This window comes from Lentimicrobiaceae bacterium (genome assembly GCA_020636745.1).
GTDB lineage: Bacteria > Bacteroidota > Bacteroidia > Bacteroidales > Lentimicrobiaceae > Lentimicrobium.
Genome location: JACJXH010000001.1, coordinates 361,964 through 379,579 on the forward strand (window position 1 = coordinate 361,964; position 17,616 = coordinate 379,579).

General features: G+C 39.7%; 14 protein-coding genes. 4 read left to right on the forward strand and 10 right to left on the reverse strand.

Features of this window, described 5'->3' with window-relative positions; genetic code table 11:
• Positions 1-173: 173 nt before the first annotated feature.
• Together H6541_01435 and H6541_01440 are read right to left on the reverse strand one after the other, a co-directional pair.
• The gene (locus H6541_01435; protein MCB9014425.1) at positions 174-1,607 is read right to left on the reverse strand and encodes a hypothetical protein; all 1,434 of its coding nucleotides are present in this window, start codon (positions 1,605-1,607) and stop codon (positions 174-176) included.
• Positions 1,604-2,821, reverse strand: a complete 1,218-nt coding sequence (locus H6541_01440; protein ID MCB9014426.1) for a glycosyltransferase family 4 protein — start codon at positions 2,819-2,821, stop codon at positions 1,604-1,606. Before H6541_01440 ends, H6541_01435 begins: the two co-directional genes overlap by 4 nt.
• Positions 2,822-3,359: 538 nt before the next feature.
• Between H6541_01440 and H6541_01445 the strand changes: the two genes are divergently transcribed.
• The 3 genes from H6541_01445 to H6541_01455 all read left to right on the forward strand — a co-directional run bounded on the left by H6541_01445 (position 3,360) and on the right by H6541_01455 (position 7,289).
• Positions 3,360-3,773 carry a hypothetical protein gene (locus H6541_01445; protein MCB9014427.1) on the forward strand — a complete coding sequence of 138 codons (414 nt, stop codon included), beginning with the start codon at positions 3,360-3,362 and terminating at the stop codon, positions 3,771-3,773.
• A 187-nt stretch (positions 3,774-3,960) separates the two neighbouring features.
• Entirely contained in the window at positions 3,961-5,829 is a 1,869-nt protein-coding gene (locus H6541_01450; protein MCB9014428.1) for a carbamoyltransferase, read from the forward strand.
• A 5-nt stretch (positions 5,830-5,834) separates the two neighbouring features.
• Positions 5,835-7,289: a hypothetical protein gene (locus H6541_01455; protein ID MCB9014429.1), complete on the forward strand. Its 1,455-nt coding sequence runs from the start codon at positions 5,835-5,837 to the stop codon at positions 7,287-7,289.
• A gap of 55 nt (positions 7,290-7,344) precedes the next feature.
• On the opposite strand, the gene H6541_01460 is transcribed toward H6541_01455, so the two are convergent.
• The 8 genes from H6541_01460 to H6541_01495 all read right to left on the reverse strand — a co-directional run bounded on the left by H6541_01460 (position 7,345) and on the right by H6541_01495 (position 15,642).
• A complete protein-coding gene (locus H6541_01460) occupies positions 7,345-8,388 on the reverse strand; it encodes a GNAT family N-acetyltransferase (protein ID MCB9014430.1) in 1,044 nt (347 codons plus the stop codon).
• Between the two features lie 4 nt (positions 8,389-8,392).
• Positions 8,393-9,487, reverse strand: coding sequence for a DegT/DnrJ/EryC1/StrS family aminotransferase (locus H6541_01465; protein ID MCB9014431.1), 1,095 nt, complete (start codon positions 9,485-9,487; stop codon positions 8,393-8,395).
• Positions 9,488-9,746: 259 nt separating this feature from the next.
• Entirely contained in the window at positions 9,747-11,111 is a 1,365-nt protein-coding gene (locus H6541_01470; GenBank protein MCB9014432.1) for an oligosaccharide flippase family protein, read from the reverse strand.
• Positions 11,112-11,270: 159 nt separating this feature from the next.
• Positions 11,271-12,839 (reverse strand): aldehyde dehydrogenase family protein, encoded by a 1,569-nt coding sequence (locus H6541_01475; GenBank protein MCB9014433.1) that lies wholly within the window; start codon positions 12,837-12,839, stop codon positions 11,271-11,273.
• Between the two features lie 287 nt (positions 12,840-13,126).
• Positions 13,127-14,095, reverse strand: a complete 969-nt coding sequence (gene wtpA, locus H6541_01480) for a tungstate ABC transporter substrate-binding protein WtpA (GenBank protein ID MCB9014434.1) — start codon at positions 14,093-14,095, stop codon at positions 13,127-13,129.
• On the reverse strand, positions 14,079-14,462 hold the full coding sequence (locus H6541_01485) for a LysR family transcriptional regulator (protein ID MCB9014435.1): 384 nt from the start codon (positions 14,460-14,462) through the stop codon (positions 14,079-14,081). The genes wtpA and H6541_01485 overlap by 17 nt, the downstream gene beginning before the upstream one ends.
• A gap of 71 nt (positions 14,463-14,533) precedes the next feature.
• Positions 14,534-14,815, reverse strand: coding sequence for a pyrimidine/purine nucleoside phosphorylase (locus H6541_01490; GenBank protein ID MCB9014436.1), 282 nt, complete (start codon positions 14,813-14,815; stop codon positions 14,534-14,536).
• 74 nt (positions 14,816-14,889) lie between these two features.
• A complete protein-coding gene (locus H6541_01495; GenBank protein MCB9014437.1) occupies positions 14,890-15,642 on the reverse strand; it encodes a (S)-benzoin forming benzil reductase in 753 nt (250 codons plus the stop codon).
• Between the two features lie 279 nt (positions 15,643-15,921).
• Between H6541_01495 and pruA the strand changes: the two genes are divergently transcribed.
• A complete protein-coding gene (gene pruA, locus H6541_01500) occupies positions 15,922-17,562 on the forward strand; it encodes an L-glutamate gamma-semialdehyde dehydrogenase (GenBank protein MCB9014438.1) in 1,641 nt (546 codons plus the stop codon).
• The last annotated feature ends 54 nt before the right edge of the window (positions 17,563-17,616 follow it).

The window sequence follows — 17,616 nt, forward strand, 5'->3', positions numbered from 1 at the left end:
TAAGTTGTGAAGTTAAGCAATTATTAAAACTTCAGGCCTTCACTTGTTTTAATTTATTCCAATGGGAAATGGTCAGTTGTGTTTGTTGCATTTTATACATTTTATTTGTGGTTGATTCATTCAGTTCTGGAGACTTAAAGTTTCAAACGCTTATTTGTGAGGTTAGCCTGCAGTTACTTGCGCAATGTTGCTTTTTTGATTAAAAATGTAAATCCAAAAGTATTTACATCTTTAAGGTAACGGGTTAAAGGCCAGTCAAGTAACCTTAATGAGAGGTAAACCGGATACCAGTTGTTGAAAGACAACTGAACAACAAACTGCACCAGTACTATTCCCAATATTCCCCACACGGGCATAGCCATAAAGCCCATCACCAGAATTAATACTCCGCTGATCAATGTGGGCCATAAAAAAGGAACTTCATTGGTCGAAATATAAAGGTTGGAATGAAATCCGGCATGCATTTCGGCGAGCACAGTAATACTCATGATAAAAAGAATAAGAGGCGGTACCAGTCTGGTTTCAACATTTAGTACATTTAAAAGCTGATTTCCGCTTAATCCGAATACCAGGAGTGCAAAAGCAAGAATAAACAAGCTGGAAAAAATGTATTCTGAGGTTTTCAGCTTTAAGACTATATTATTCTTTTGGGCAGTAAGATTGTAAATTTTCGGTACGTTGGCATAGAAGGGAGCCTGCGAAATGTTTCTGATAAAGTTTACTATACGCTGGGTAAAAAGAAAACTCGCAATCATTGCCGGATTGTTGCCCTGAGAAATAATGATTGAGTTGCCATAATTTATCATATAGTTTCCCCAGAAAATACCTCCCAGTTTCCAGGTTGATGACCAGATTACCCTGAATATGGGACGGTCAAAAACAGGTTTATTGTCAATTTTGTAACCATTGTTGCTAAACCAGGATCTTACAAAGTTTCTGACTATAAGGAATCTGACAACGGTTTCAAACAGCATATAGGCCATTAATGCAGCAATTCCGGCATTGGCAATCAGCAAAATGATAAAAACAGTAATTTTTATTCCGCCAATTAAACTGTTAATTCCACCCAGTTCTGCAACATAGTCAAGCCCTTGCATAAAAGAGGAGTACCTGATAGTGAGAAGCAGAAAGTATGCATTGGCCATAAGTAAGGCATATGAAATCCACAGATATTGCCTGTGGCCGGCCATGTCCATAATGTTCCAGATGAGAGCCACTCCTGCCGTAAGTAAAAGCACAATTAGTATAATGCTGATAATCATATAAATGCGGCCCGATGTTTTCAGCAGGACTACAAGTTGATTGTAATTGATTTTTTTATCAATGATTGATTCTTTGGCCAGGTAATCTTCCTCGTTTTCCGGAAGTGTGTCGGCGCCTGCTTTAAAATACGATACTGCTCTGATAAGTGTGGGACCAAAACCCGAATCGGCAAGTGTAGCCAGCCCGATAAGCGTTGTGACCAATAGCCAGAATGAGACATCAACTGAATCAAATTTGATGAGAATTAATGGAAGAACAAAAATGCCACTGCCCAGCTGTGTCAGGTATGACATCCAGGTCATCATTACCGGGTTTTTAATGAAAGATAATAAAGTACGCTTCATTGAATTGGTTTGGCAGAAATTGCTTGTCTGTAAGCGAAGATGAATTCTTTCTGGTAATTATTTACGGTGAGTGATTGAATTCGTTTGATGCTGTTAGCCTTGTTTTTCTCCAAAAAATCGTCATTGTTCAATGCCTCCCTGATAAGCTCAGCAATTCTTGATTTGTCCAGAGGATCAAACATAAAATCATTACATCCGATTGTGTCAGGCAATGAGGTTACATTTGAACAAATAACAGGTGTGCCATAGCGCATAGCCTCTATTAATGGCCCCGACCCTGCCTCATAAAGTGTTGGTATAACTACCAGTTTAGCAATTCTGTACAGACCTTTTAAGTCGGCATCAGGAACAACTCCTGTGAATTTAACCTGGTCATTTAGTCCCATTTTTTCAACTTTTTCTTCGAGTTTGGAGTAAAAGCTGGTTTTATGCCCGGTAGAAACCCAAAATATTTTTTTGCCTTCCTGTTTCAAAAGGAGCAGAGCTTCAAGTACTGATATGTGATTTTTATGCTCCCAGGTTGCAGCGGGTGTAAGGATAAATGTTTCCGGAATCTGATATTTTTCTCTGAGCTCTTCAGCAGGCGTTTCAGGTGTGTCGGCGGCCCAGTCTTCATCAATGGGCACCGGACAAACTGTAACCTTGTTCTTAACACTCTCAAAATATTTCAACAAATCATTTTTTACATGATTGTACGATACTATTACATGTTCGGCTTCTGAAATACTGATGTAGTAATTAATTGATTTGTAAATTCTTTCAAGCGGTGTAAAGAACTCGGGGAAGTGAAATTGCTGTACATCATGCATTGAAATGATTACAGGGAAATGAAGACGGTATGCCGGAGCGTGTTGTTTAGGAACATGTAGAAAATCAATTTTGAATTTGTTCAGATATTGTCGTTCAGGACTTAAAAATTTGTAAAGTAACAGGGGAAACTCACTTTTATGTTTTTTTAAATAATACCGTGTTAAATAAAACTCGGCCAATTTTCGCCTGAATTTTTTAATCCTGCCATCAGGATTGTAAATTGCACTTTTAACCTTGGGGTTGTCAATATATGTCTTCAAATCATCAATTTGACCTGCTGAATGAAACAGCACTACCTGCTTGATTTCTTCGCATTTTATAAGCATTCTAAGTAAATATAAAGCATATTGGTATATTCCACCTTCTTTTTGGTCAATTTTTGTTATGTAAAAGCCAACTACCATATATTTATTTTTTAAGTGTCAGATTTTTGTCCTTCAGGGGGGCGTTTATAATATATTTTCAGGTGATTGCTCTGTTTGTTATATTTCATGTTATTAATGCAAAACAAGGACTATTGTTCATTTTTAATCAAAATAATTATTTCAGTAAGTACAACAATAATTAGCACAATTTATGAATTTTTTAATGTAGTAACGTACTCTTTCTGAACAGTGAATGAATAAAACTCATCGCTGGAGGTGAATTGTGGTAAATGTTGTCATGCATTTATTAATGAAGTTTAACCGATGGTATCATGCAAATATATTACTGATTGCTTTATTTGATAAGGCTTCTTGTTGGATTTAAGTTGCTGAATATACAATTTGTTACTATGTAGAATTTTTTATTACTGTACATTAATGCTGGCTTTGAACATTTTAATTCATGGGCTTGTTAATTGGCAGATGATAAAACGTCTGCCGGGTTTTTATGGCCGTCCGGAGTGGTTTAACAGAAAATCAGTTGGTTTAATTTTTTAATTTTTGAAATAAGCGAATTATGTCAAAATCTAAAAACGGAAGTATTAAGGCGTTTGCTGCCAATATTACAAAAGAGCAATCTAAGGATACCGGACTTGCCATGATGTTGATTTTGCTGCTTGCAGGATTTTTGACAGGAAATATACTTTTCTATAAACTGTCATTACCTGTTTTACTTGTGGTTATGATCTTTCCCGGATGGTTTTACCCGTTGGCAATAGTTTGGTTTGGTTTTTCCCATCTTTTGGGAACTTTTATGTCACAACTGATTTTGTCGGTTGTTTTCACGTTCATTGTTGTACCGGTTGCATTAGTCAGAAGAGCTTTTGGCTACGATTCTCTTAAACTCAGGCAGTTTAAGAAAGGTACTGGCACTGTTATGAAAATTCGCAATCATCTTTTTGCTGCTTCAGATATCGAAAAACCTTACTAACCGAAAAATTTGTATTATGGAATTTATCAAAGACCTGTGGTCATTTTTACGAGTCAGAAAAAAATTCTGGCTTCTTCCTGTAATATTGGTTTTACTATTGTTTGGAGTTTTGATTGTTTTAACCAGTGGTTCTGCAATTGCTCCTTTTATTTACACTCTTTTTTAAATCAGTGCAAAACTAGTTTCTATGTCAGAAGCAATTTTAGGAATTTCTGCCTATTATCACGATAGTGCAGCAGCTATAATCATCGATGGGAAAATCATTGCGGCTGCCCACGAAGAGCGCTTTACCCGTAAAAAGCATGATCCCGGGTTTCCTTATCATGCGGCCAGGTATGTTATGGATGAAGCGGGCATTTCATATAACGATTTAAAAGCTGTGGCATTTTATGATAAGCCCTATATTAAATTTGAGCGTTTGCTTGAAACTTATCATGCATTTGCGCCTAAGGGATTGTTGAGTTTTAAATCGGCTATTCCTGTCTGGATTAAAGAGAAACTCTTTATGAAGGATATGCTTAATAAGGAACTTGACCGTTTAGGCAGAACCAAAGGCCACAAAGTGCCGGTTTTGTTCCCAGAACATCATTTATCGCATGCTGCCAGTGCTTTTTATCCTTCACCATTTGACGATGCAGCCATTCTTACACTCGATGGAGTTGGAGAGTGGGCCACTGCCATAATTGGACATGGAAAAGGGAAAAATATTGAGATATTGCGTGAACTTCATTTCCCGCACTCTATTGGATTGCTTTATTCTGCATTTACTTACTACTGTGGGTTTAAAGTTAATAGCGGTGAATACAAATTAATGGGCCTGGCTCCTTATGGCAATCCTGATTCGTCTGAAACGCACGAGTTTAAAAGAATTATTCTTGACAAACTTGTTGACATCAGAGAGGATGGTTCTGTTTTACTCAATATGGAGTATTTTGATTATGCCACAGGGCTTACAATGACCAATAACCGTAAATGGGAAGCTTTATTTGGTATACCACCGCGCCCTGAAGAAGTGCTGTTAACACAGCCATATATGAATATGGCACTGGCTATTCAGCAGGTAACTGAGGAAGTTATGATAAAAATGGCCAATACAGCCAAAGAGCTTACCGGAAGTAAAAATCTGGTTATGGCCGGAGGTGTGGCGCTCAATAGTGTGGCCAACGGGAAACTATTGGCCAGTGGTTTATTTGACGATGTATGGGTTCAGCCTGCCTCTGGTGATGCGGGTGGTGCTCTTGGAGCTGCACTGGCTGCCTGGCACATATGGGCTGGCAAGGAGAGAACGCCCGAAACCGATCCTGATGCTATGCAGGGCGCATACCTGGGCCCCGAATTTTCAGGCCTCGATATTGAACGCACTGCCCGTAAATACAATGCGAAATTTGAGCATTACGAAAATTTTGATGAATTATCAGCCAGAGTTGCCGGGCATATTGCCGATGGGAAAGTTATTGGCTGGTTTCAGGGCCGAATGGAGTATGGCCCGCGTGCTCTTGGCAACCGGTCGATTATTGGTGATGCCAGAAGCCCTGATATGCAGAAGAAAATGAATCTGAAAATTAAATACCGTGAAGGGTTCAGACCATTTGCCCCCACTGTGCTTGAAGAAGATGTTTCAGCATTCTTTGAACTCGACAGACCTTCGCCATACATGTTGCTTGTCGTTCCGGTAGTTGAAAGCCGCCGCATTCCGCTTCCTGAAGGCTATCACAATCAGAATCTCTCTGAGAGGCTGTATTTTTTAAGATCTGATGTGCCTGCAATTACACATGTTGACTACTCTGCACGTTTGCAAAGTGTTTCCAAAAAAGTGAATCCACGCTACTGGCAGGTTATTAACGATTTTAAAAAACAAACCGGATACGGCATTATCGTTAATACCAGTTTTAATGTCAGAGGTGAACCCATTGTTTGTACTCCTGATGATGGCTACCGCTGCTTTATGAGAACTGAAATTGACTATCTGGTTATGGGTAATTATATTTTTGATAAAAAGCAGCAACAGGATCTCAGAAATGATGTTAACTGGAAAGAAGAGTTTAAACTAGATTGATTCTGATGGAAAATAAAAACAATTCCCGGATATATATTGTGGCCGGCTCATTATTTGTGGCCATAGGTCTCATTGTTAATCCTTTTGTGCTTCAATTTGTCAGAGGGGGGGCTTTTTCAACTTCAGTGCTGGTCGTCTTATTGATGATCAGTCTGCTGATGGTTGTTTCCGGTATTGTTCTTATTCGGAAAAAGAACGGGTTTTTGTCATGGGCAGGTAAAAAATACCATGATATGGCTGTGATTGTGTTTAATATGATTGTTCTTTTCCTGGTCATTAATGCAGTGGCAGCTTTCTTTGTTAAAAAAACGCAGGAAATAAAGGCAGACACCTCCTATTTTTATGCTCCTCAGGATTTACTCATTGATTCTATCGGCTTTTTAAGAAATATTTATCCGGACAAGTCCGATGAGGATATCAAAGAGTTGCTTCTTCTTACCAGCCCCTATGCTAATCATCCGGTTTTAGAATATATGGAGCGTGTGCAGGAGTCAAAACATTATAATGTTGGTTATGAGGGAGTAAGATTTGATCAGGAAGTTACGCCTCGAAATGTCAGGGAGAAAATCAATGGGGCAGTTTGGGTCTTCGGGGGATCTACCACATTTGGACAAGGTGTAAGCGATAATGAAACTATTACTGCCTTTCTCAATAAAATTGACTCATCCGGAACATACATCAATTTTGGTGTACATGCATATCACCAGTCCAATGAAATTGATAAAATGCTCCTTCTGTTGCGCAAAGGCTACCAGCCCTCTGCAGTTGTTTTTATTGACGGATTAAATGATTTAATCCGTATGGTTGAAACCAATTTTCACCCTCTTGAAACTCCAGCTTTAGCTAAAAGTGCCTATACCAGCGACTACAATATAGCCACTCGCGTAAAAGAAACCTCTTTTCTTCGAAAGCTGCCCGTTGTAAAATTGCTTTGGTCTGTTTTAAATGAAAATGACGAAAATAATGTAGCGACAGAAGTTTCATGGACGAGATATGACAATGTGTATGATGCTGAAAATCTATACAATAAAGATCCCAAAAACCATTTTGCACAAATGTTGCTCCGAAGTCCGTATAATGAAGTCGATTCTGCCGGTTTAAATTATATGGTTTGGAAACTCGATGAAATGTACAAGGCAAATAACCAGTTTCTGAAAAAAATAAGCGAGGCATATGGGTTTAAAGCATTTGTGTTTTACCAGCCGTTGGGAGTTTTATCTGACAATAATCCTTTCTGGAAAAACCATGCTGCCCGTAAAGAAACACCATTATTCCGTAATTTTAATGCTGTCGCCCCTGTAATTCAATCATATATTAGAGAGGGGAGATATGATTTATTCTATGATATTTCAGATGTGCAGCGTATCTGTCCTGATTGTTATGTTGATCTTACTCATTACAATCCTCAGTTGAACAAGCTGATTGCTGATTCTATTTATCAGAAGCTGCAAAATAAATAGCCTTCAAATAACAGCTTCATTCATTAATAGTTGTGACTTTCGGGCTTGGTGTCTGTTAGCAGGTTTGCCTGTATTTTAAAAAGAAATGTTTATACTTGTCGACCAGCTCAGGGTATCTGATTGACCATTGCCTGATGAGTTCATGGTAAATTTCATGGTTATGGACTTTTTTTCCGGCCATAACATCTTTATAAATATTGCTGTACTTACTTTTAAACCTGAACAAACTGTCGTCTTCTCTGGTTGAAGTGCCTCCTCCAATAGTAAGTATAGATTTTCCCATGCTAATTGATTGGTTTATAGCTCCCTGATATAAAAGGTCATTAATACGATAACTTTGATAGGAAATGTCGCTTCCTGCCAGATGCATTGTACCTTTGTCGCCATAATGCATAAATAAATTACTGGCTACAATTTTGTCCTCAAATACAATATGAATCAGTAAAGCATGGTCTGATAATAAATTCTTAACGCTGTAAAAATACTCTTTATCGAAAAGGTAATAAGCATCCATATTTAATCGTTCGGCGGTCAATTCATATAGCCTGATGAATTCATCTATATGGTCCATCTTATTGTCAACGAATATTTTAAGATCATTTTTAAGCGCTTTGGCAATATTTTGTCGGGCTTGCTTGTCAGGAATGGTATAACCGGGTACGGTGGGAACATAAACGTTACGGCGCACAGGAAAGTAACTTGCATCACGCCTGAAATGGTTGAGAAGCGGGTGCTCCCGAATAAACTCAGCCACTACATTTTGCTCTTCAAACCACTTATCAACAGCTCTGTTAAATTGTGCTGCAACGGATTCGGGAATATCACATGAACTGGTAATAACACCTCCATAACCGTAAGCACTCTGCACGTCATAATAGTTGTTATGCAGCGAATATTCTTTAATCTGATGCATGAAAAACGGGTAAACAAAATAATACCCGTCAATTTCAGCAACAATGCATTTAGGAGTGGCTTGCTCGTGCTTTTGCCAGCTTAAATACCATTGGGGCAGGAAGTTTATATCACTGTTTTTTGCCGGTATGTGTGACAAGCCGTCAGTCCATCCTGAATCAAGTGCGTCAAAGACTTCAAAATTCATGCAGTTATTTTTGAAGGTATGTCCTGATTAAATTGCAGATTTCCTCAACATTTTCCCGTGTAAGGTCTGGGTAGCTGGGTAGATTTATTCCACGCCATCCCAGACTTTCGGCGACCTTAAACTGACTGTAATTGTTGCTGTACATCGGCATTGTATGAACCGGGTGAAAGGCTGGTCTTGTTTCAACGCCATTGTCTCTCAGGAAGTTTCGCAACTCAACCTGCTCCTCGTTGGATTCAGTCAGAATTGAATACATCCAGTAGGTGTGAACTACATCTCCAACAGGATGGTGAGGAGTGACAGGCAAACCGCTGAGCAATTCATTATACCATTGCGCAATTTGCATTTTTTTGGCAATCAGCTCATCGGCCCGTTCTAGTTGTGCCAACCCAATAGCAGCTGCTATATTGGTCATGCGATAATTAAAACCTACAACTTCATGCCAGTATTCACGATATCTGGCAAGACCTTGACCTTTATAAAGATACGCGCGGTCGAAAATGGTTTTATTATTGGTTACAACCATGCCGCCCTCTCCTGTAGTGATGGTCTTATTTCCGAAAAAGCTGAAAATGCTGACATCGCCGAATGAACCGGTGTATCTTCCCTTATATTTTGAGCCAAAGGCTTCAGCCGCATCTTCGATAAGAAACAGGTCGTGTTCCCTGGCAATTTCTTGTAAAGTATCCATTTCGCATGGATGGCCATAGATATGCACAGCCATTATTGCCTTTGTTCTTGGGGTGATTTTTTTAATTACATCTGAAGGATCAATTTGCCATGTGTCGGGCAATGAATCTACAAATACCGGCTTGGCACCACAGTAAACAATCGCATTGGCTGATGCTACATAAGTAAATGTTGGCACAATTACTTCGTCATCGTGTCCGATTCCTAAGGCTACAAGTGCAAGATGAAGCGCCACAGTTGCATTACACGTACCTGTTGCATACTCAACTCCAATGTATTTGGCAAAGTCATTCTCAAATTGTTTGACATATTTCCCTTGCCACGATAACCAATTGGTGTCGAGACAATCGTTTACATAGAGTTTTTCATTTCCTTTCAGTGAAGGCTGATAAACGGGGTATTTGTACATGAGCTTGAGTTTCCGGTTATTATTGATGCTTTAAACAAATAATATTCTAAATGGTTTCCCTTCTTCAGGTTCTTTTGACAATTTTTGCAGTATCTTATCTGCGCACGTTCAGAAGATTATCAAAAGATGTCAAAGTTTAGCGCTTTTTTCTGCTGATTTAATTCAATCATTGTCTTTTGCTCTCATCCCGGTTCGGTAAATTCAAGCTAAAAACAAGGACATTAAGTAAATTCCTCGTTAATTCTGGATGATTTTTAATTTATTTTCCCCAAATTCCCTTGTCATTTTTATGAATAATCTTAAAATACTGAATGGGGGCAAGTATACTTCCGGGGAAAAGGCAAACACAGGTGGCCAGGATAACACCAGCAGTTCCGAGACCTAAATTTTTCGCAAAATAGATGGAAACCGGAATATTTACTGCTGCTGCAATGATTGAGCTATACAACTGAAGCCTGATTTTTCCGGTTCCGTTTATAAAGTAAACATAAACGTTATTCCATGTGCTGATAAGGATAAACAGTCCCATAAAGATGGTTAGTAAAATCGGTATCTCTATCTCATCTCCAACCCAAATATGATAAAACGGGCCGGAAATCAGAATCATCAATATAACACCGGCTAAAATCAGTAACCAGAATTTGGTAAGTTTTGTGGTAATATTTCTTATCCAGGGAATGTCATTTTTAACATAAGCCTGTGTATATGCCGACCATAAAGGGTTCATGATAATGGCAAATACCATGGTGATTGAGTTAAAGTACTTATAAGCAATGTTGTATGCCGGTACATGTTCAGGGCCAAGGGCCTGGGTTATAATCATGTTATCGGTGGCAAAAATGATCAACACTGCAATTTGAATGATAAAAAACTGAATCCCGATACCGGTAAGTTCTTTAAACTGGCTCATTTTAACATAAGAAAGTGCAGGCCGGTAATCTTTGTAATCTCTGCCAAAAAAGATAACAGAAGCGACTACCAGCACCAGTACAGGTGTTGCAGTTACAGCAAGTGCCAGGTACATGAGTGAGCCTTGCGTAGTCAGTGTTAAAATATAAATGACAATGAGCGACAGTACATTAGATATTGGGTCAAATGTATTGCTGATGGCCGGGCGTTGATCGGCTGTAATAATGACGGCTAATAGCTTAAGTACGAATCTTACTATAAATAGAGTGAAAACATAAACAATCAGTGTTTGAAGATTTTGCGCGTTTTCTAAAGGAACATTAAATATTGTGTTCCAGTTTACGAAAAAACTAGCTGCAATAAAGATGACCCATATGGTTCCAAATATAATGGTGAGCCCAAAGTATGTTGTACTAACATATGAACGTGCCAGCTCTTTATTGTTCAATGCCAGTGCTTCAGCAAATTTATTGCGGAGCCCGTTGCCTAATCCGATATCAAAAAAGCCAAACCAGGCAACCACTGAACTCAAAGTTAACCAGATGCCATAATCGGTAGCTCCCAGATAATGAAGAGTTAATGGAACAAGCAGAAAACTAATAATAATGCTTCCTCCTTTAATAAAGAAGGAATAGAGAATATTCCTTTTAATGTTTTGACTGCGTTCGTGCCCCCTGTTGAGTATTTCATTAAGCCAGCTAACGGGGTTTTTCATATGACAGGTTTAGAGACTTTAAAGTATTGGCTGTTAATGCGCAATTAACGCTCCGAAGGCCTGAATTGTTCAGCAATTTACAACTTCAGGAACAATAAAAAAATGGCCGGAAAAGAGTGTGAAATTATCTTTTCCGGCCATGCTGATTGCTGAAATAGCTTAATTGCGGCTGAACGCCTCAAACTTTAAGCCTTGTGCAAGCGGCAGTTCTTTTGAGAAATTAATAGTGTTCGTTTGTCTCCGCATATATGCTTTCCATGCGTCGGAGCCTGATTCGCGCCCGCCTCCGGTTTCTTTCTCGCCCCCGAAGGCTCCGCCTATTTCAGCCCCATTGGTTGCTATGTTAACATTGGCTATTCCACAATCAGACCCTTCATGCGAGAGGAAATATTCGGTTTCAAGCATATTTCTTGAAAAAATAGATGATGAGAGTCCCTGCGGAACATCATTGTGCAACTCAATCGCTTCCTCCATTGTTTTATACCTGATAAGGTAAACTATTGGAGCAAAGGTTTCTTCCTGAACGATAGTATAATGGTTTTCAACTTCTGCAATACATGGTATTACATAACAGCCTGATTCATAGCCTTCGCCTGAAAGAACCTGGCCTCCGTATGCAATTTTACCACCTTCTTCCAAAACCCTTTTCTGAGCATCCTGAAAAGCTTTTACAGCACTTCGATCGACTAATGGTCCAACTACAGTTGAAGGATTAAGCGGATGCCCTATCTTCAGAAACTGATATGCATCAATCAACCTTTTGCGAAATGAATCATAAATGCTGTCATGTATCAGCAACCTGCGAGTTGAAGTACATCTTTGACCTGCTGTAGCTACTGCACCAAAAAGACTGCCATTAAGTGCCATATCCAGATCGGCATGCTCTGAAATAACAATTGCATTGTTTCCTCCCAGTTCCAAAATGGTTCGTCCAAGACGTCCGGCTACAATTTGAGCTACATGCTTACCCACACGTGTTGAGCCAGTTACCGAGATCAAAGGGATGCGCTTGTCAGCCAGAAAATCATCACCAATGTATTTTGAACTGCCAGCAACAAGATTCAATACACCCTCAGGTACATGATTGTCAACTAAAACCTGCTCAATAATTTTGTGAACGGCAACAGCACTCAGCATTACCTTTGATGATGGTTTCCAAACTACTACATCGCCGCTGACGAGTGCCAGCATGGCATTCCAGGCCCAAACGGCCACCGGAAAGTTGAAAGCAGATATAACGCCCACCACTCCTAAAGGATGGTATTGATCATACATGCGGTGGCGTTCGCGCTCTGAATGCATGGTTGACCCATATAATTGACGCGAGAGTCCCACCGCAAAATCTGCAATGTCAATCATTTCCTGGACTTCACCAAGTCCTTCCTGATAAACTTTGCCCATTTCGTAGGATACCAAACGACCCAAAGGTTCTTTAAATTCGCGTAAGCGGTTGCCAATTTGTCGTACTATTTCACCTCGCTTCGGGGCCGGTATCATTCGCCATGTTTTGAATGCTACGGTTGCCTTTTGCATGATGAGTTCATAATCATCCATTGTTGCCTGCTGTACCGAGGCAATTAGTTTGCCATCAGCAGGAGAGTAGGAGTGCAACAACTCTCCCTTTGTATGATGCCAGTTTGTTCCTGATGTCGCACCATTATTGATAGCTTCTATTTTTAAACTTGCCAGAATCTCTTCTATTCTGTGCGTTTCATTGTGTTTTGTCATTAGAAATTTAAGTTTGACATAGAACAATATAACTATCTAAATGTTTGGCGTCTGTCTTGTTTCAAGTGTTAAAATTGTCTAAATCAGGCCTTCACCATTCATGTGAGGATATTTGTAATCAGTTGGAGGTGTAAATGTTTCTTTAATGGTTCGGGGGCTGGTCCAACGCAATAAATTGAGGTAGCTGCCTGATTTGTGATTGGAGCCTGAAGATATGGCTCCTTCACGGAGTTTCCGGCCTGCAACTGCCCCTGATGGCTTATTATTGAAAATAGATGGAGTTTTTTTTAATCAGGTTCTTTTAATTCATCCGGGAGCATTTCAGGATGTGTAACAACGGGTGGATCAAGGATGGGTTGTCCCATCTTCTTCATGATGTTTTTGCCTTCATGAATGATAAAGCGGATAAAGGCTTTGGCTGCCGGGAGATTTTTGCTGTTTTTGGGTATGGTAAGCCCGTAAACCATGGCTTCTCCTTTTTGATGAATGGTTTCGCCCGGTTTGTTCCCGGCAACATCTGTTGAAACAGTGTGGTAGAAATCAGCAAGAGATGGGTTTTTCAGATTGATGCTGTCAGGTAGTGTCAGAAAAGACAAATGATGCTGAATGGCCACCGATTTATAGATAAAGATATAATCGAGTGTGCCCGATTCGAGTAATGCGAGCAGATCAACTTCCTTGGGACGGATAAAACGCACATCTTTTTCAAGAAAATTCTTCGTAAGCCCCGGGTTATGATAATATTGTTCTGCAAGTTTTAAAGAGAGAATGGTGCGGTATCCGCAAGGATCGGAGTTGGGGTCGGAGCGACCATATGTTATTTCAGGCAGCAATAATAAATTGTACCAGTTGTCTTTGTTTATTTCACTGGATTTGCGCGATTGTGGCCGATACACGAGTGCCATTTCATTGCCAGCAAATTTCATGTTCCAGCTTGCATATTCAGGAATCATCAGTTTGTCAATCAGGCTATAATCGGCCGATGCCAATATGTCGCAGTTTCTGTTGAGGTCAGTAATTTTTCTGATACTTGCCAGGCTGCCGGCAGATTCAGATTTTATTGTGACTTCCGGGTATTTCAATGCAAAAGAATCTGCCATTGCTTTGAATGGCACCGAAAGACTTCCGGCATGAAAAATGATGAGATCGCCGGAAATCTGATTTTGGCTGATTTTTTGTTTAGAATTACAGGACGCTGCTACAAGCAGTGTAAGTAATCCGAAAAGAAAGAAGATACGTTTAGTTGTTGTTTCCATTAACGGTTAGTTCAGAAATAAGAGCTTTGAAATGTTCCTGCATCAATAAATCCATTTTTTCATGGAAATGGTCAAATGCAGTTATTAACCGGTGCCCTTCGATTGTAAGACTGGTGCTGCCTCCATCAGCTCCTCCCCGGTTTTTTTCAAGCAAGCAGAAGCCCAGCCGCTGCTCAATTTTTTTCAAATCATTCCATGTCCGGCGGTAAGTAATGCCAAGTTTTTCGCAGGCAGCTGTCAAAGACCCCGTTTCGTCAATAGCTTTCAAAATTTTCCATTTGCCATCGCCAAGCAATCCGGCTCCGTTTTCGTCGGTAAACCATATTTTGTAATGCAAACGGAGGTTTTCGTATTTTTCTTTGTCCATAATTGCGTTATGATGCAATATTCATATCGTTTATTTGAAAAAAATAGCAGTTTGAGCTGCTATTTATTAAATTACCTGTACAGGCAGCAATATGATGTATCGCCTGTTACTTTTACATTAAACTTCACATTTGCCTGCACAATAAATGTTTCGAATGGTTTAAAGGTGTTCCACTCTGTTTCGCCGGGAAGCAGCACTTCCATTTCGCCGGATGTTACTGTCATGTATTCAATTGTAGAGGTGCCAAATTCATACTCACCGGCAGCCATTACCCCAACTGTTGCAGGGCCTTCAGTTGTTGAGAATGCAATAGACTTAACTTTTCCGTCAAAATATTCGTTAGTTTTAAACATGATGTGTTGGTTTGTGTTTTTTTCGCAAAGCTAAAGAATTTTGGCGGTACGAAAAATGGGCATTGACATTTGATTTAAATATTTCTCAGGTCAACTATCTGCCCTGACTCCGGAGTATCAGCGCAGGCGATCTGAATAATCTTTTCAGCCACTTCAGCCGGATTACTTAACAGGTTGTCGTTGTAAAGCTTTTCAAATTTACCTCTTTTTATAAAATCTTCCTTTTTGCTTTGTCTAATTTGAGCCTGCATGTTTGTGTTTACAATTCCAGGGGCCACTGAAATAATTCTGACAGGATATTCAGCATGTTTTTGTTCGAGTGCTGTTGTTTTTGTGAACATATCAAGACCTGCTTTTGAACTGCAGTAAGGGCCCCAGCCTTCGTATGGCGAATTGGCTGCACCTGAACTAATGTTAATTACATTTTTTGCAACGGGAAAATCTCTGGTATGTTTGATAAATTCGTTGGTGATGAGCATCGGAGCGAGCAAATTTACGTGCAGATGTTGCGCTAATGCTTCAGGGCTATAATTTCCGGCAAATGTCATAGGTTCAAGGATTCCGGCATTGTTGATGAGTGAGATTTCTGTAATGTTCTGCCGGGCTATTTTGTCAAAAATATCTTTTATTAGTTGAGGAATTTGTAAATGGTTTCCTAGATCCGTTTCAAAATACCACATCCTTATTTCAAGCGACAAAGCCAAATCTGTCAGTGATTCATTTACTCTTCTGGAGATGCAGAATACCGCATGGCCTTCAAGGATAAGTTTGCGTGCCAAAGCTTCGCCAATACCCGATGAAGTGCCGGTAACGATAAAGTATTTCATATAGCAGTTTTTATATTAAACACCGTCCCGAATGAAGTGTTTGTTTAGTGAGGCGCTATTTGTTATGAGCTTAATGGCCATGCAGGTTGTGGTTGTATTCTTATTTTATACCAATAAGACAGTTTATTGATATTTTTAATGCTCAAATAACTGAAACAATGAGCCCCAGACCTTTTTTTAGGCTAATTTGTTTTTACCGGATTGTTTTTTGAACAAACAATTTTCGCAGATGTTTAGCAGGCAATAATTTACCATTCATATTTTAATTTATTTCACCACATGAACAACGCTATATTTGTTTTCGATTATCCGGAAAATGAACCGGTAAAATCATATTCACCTGGTAGTCGCGACCGGAAAGATTTGCAAACAGAACTTGATACTTTATCGGCTGTTGAGGCTGATATTCCGTTAATTATCGGAGGGAAGGAAGTGAGGACAGGTGATACTGAGAAGATCATTATGCCCCATGATCATCAACATGTGCTGGGGCATTATCACAAAGCAGGCCCTGCCGAAGTAAAAATGGCTATTGAAGCTTCACAGAAAGCGCACAAGGAATGGGAATCATTCTCATGGGTTGAGCGCTTGTCAGTTACCCTAAAAATTGCAGAGCTGATTTCGAAAAAATACAGAGCCAGGCTAAATGCTTCTACTATGTTAGGGCAAAGTAAAAATGCTTATCAGGCTGAAATTGACAGTGCCTGCGAAACTGTTGATTTCCTTCGTTTTAATGCACATTACATTTCTGATATCTACAATGAGCAACCCCACTCTGATGCCGGAATAATAAATCGTATTGAATACCGGCCGATTGAAGGGTTTATTTTTTCGCTTACGCCGTTTAATTTTACTGCCATTGCATCCAATCTCAATATGTCGCCGGTTGTCATGGGAAATACAGTGCTATGGAAGCCAGCATCCACATCTATCCTTTCTAATTATGTATTGATGGATATTTTTAAAGAAGCCGGATTGCCCGATGGAGTGGTGAACTTTATTCCTGGTTCAGGTTCTGTAATTGGTAATGCCGTTTTTTCTGACAGGAATTTTGCCGGATTGCATTTTACCGGTTCGAATATAACATTTAACCGATTGTGGCAATTGGCGGCAAAAAATCTGCATAATTATAAATCCTATCCTAAAATTGTAGGGGAAACCGGTGGCAAGGACTTCATTCTGGTGCATGCATCAGCCAATGTTGATGAAGTGGCAACAGCTATGGTAAGGGGTTCATTTGAATATCAGGGTCAGAAATGCTCAGCAGCTTCACGTGCTTATATTCCGCGTTCGTTATGGCCATCTGTTCGCGAAAGAGTGGGAGATATGCTTTCGCAGGTTACCATTGGCGATGTGCGTGATTTCAGCAATTTTATGAATGCCGTTATTGACGAGGCTTCATTTGATAATATAATGAATTACATTGGAATAGCCCAAAATTCATCGGATGCTGAAATTATTTTTGGTGGGAAAGGGGATAAATCAAAGGGCTTTTTCATAGAACCAACGGTTATTCTTACCACCAATCCTCATTTTATTTCCATGGAGGAAGAAATTTTCGGCCCGGTTCTTACGGTGTTTGTTTATGACGATAAGGATTATGATGATACAGTGAAGCTGGTGGATGAAACATCGCCTTATGCACTTACCGGAGCAATATTTGCCCACGATCGTCATGTGCTGGATAAAACCAGTCAGGCATTGAAATATGCTGCCGGAAATTTATATTATAATGACAAACCAACCGGAGCAGTTGTCGGACAACAGCCTTTTGGAGGATCACGTCAATCAGGGACCAATGATAAGGCAGGCAGCCACTTGAACCTGCTTCGTTGGACAAGTCCGCGAACTATCAAGGAAACCCTGCTACCACCAACCGATTTTAAATATCCGTTTATGAAGGAAGACCGCTGTCATTGATATTTATAATGTTGAGTGATGCTCTTTGGCTATTGGTTTTTGAATAGCTGAAAT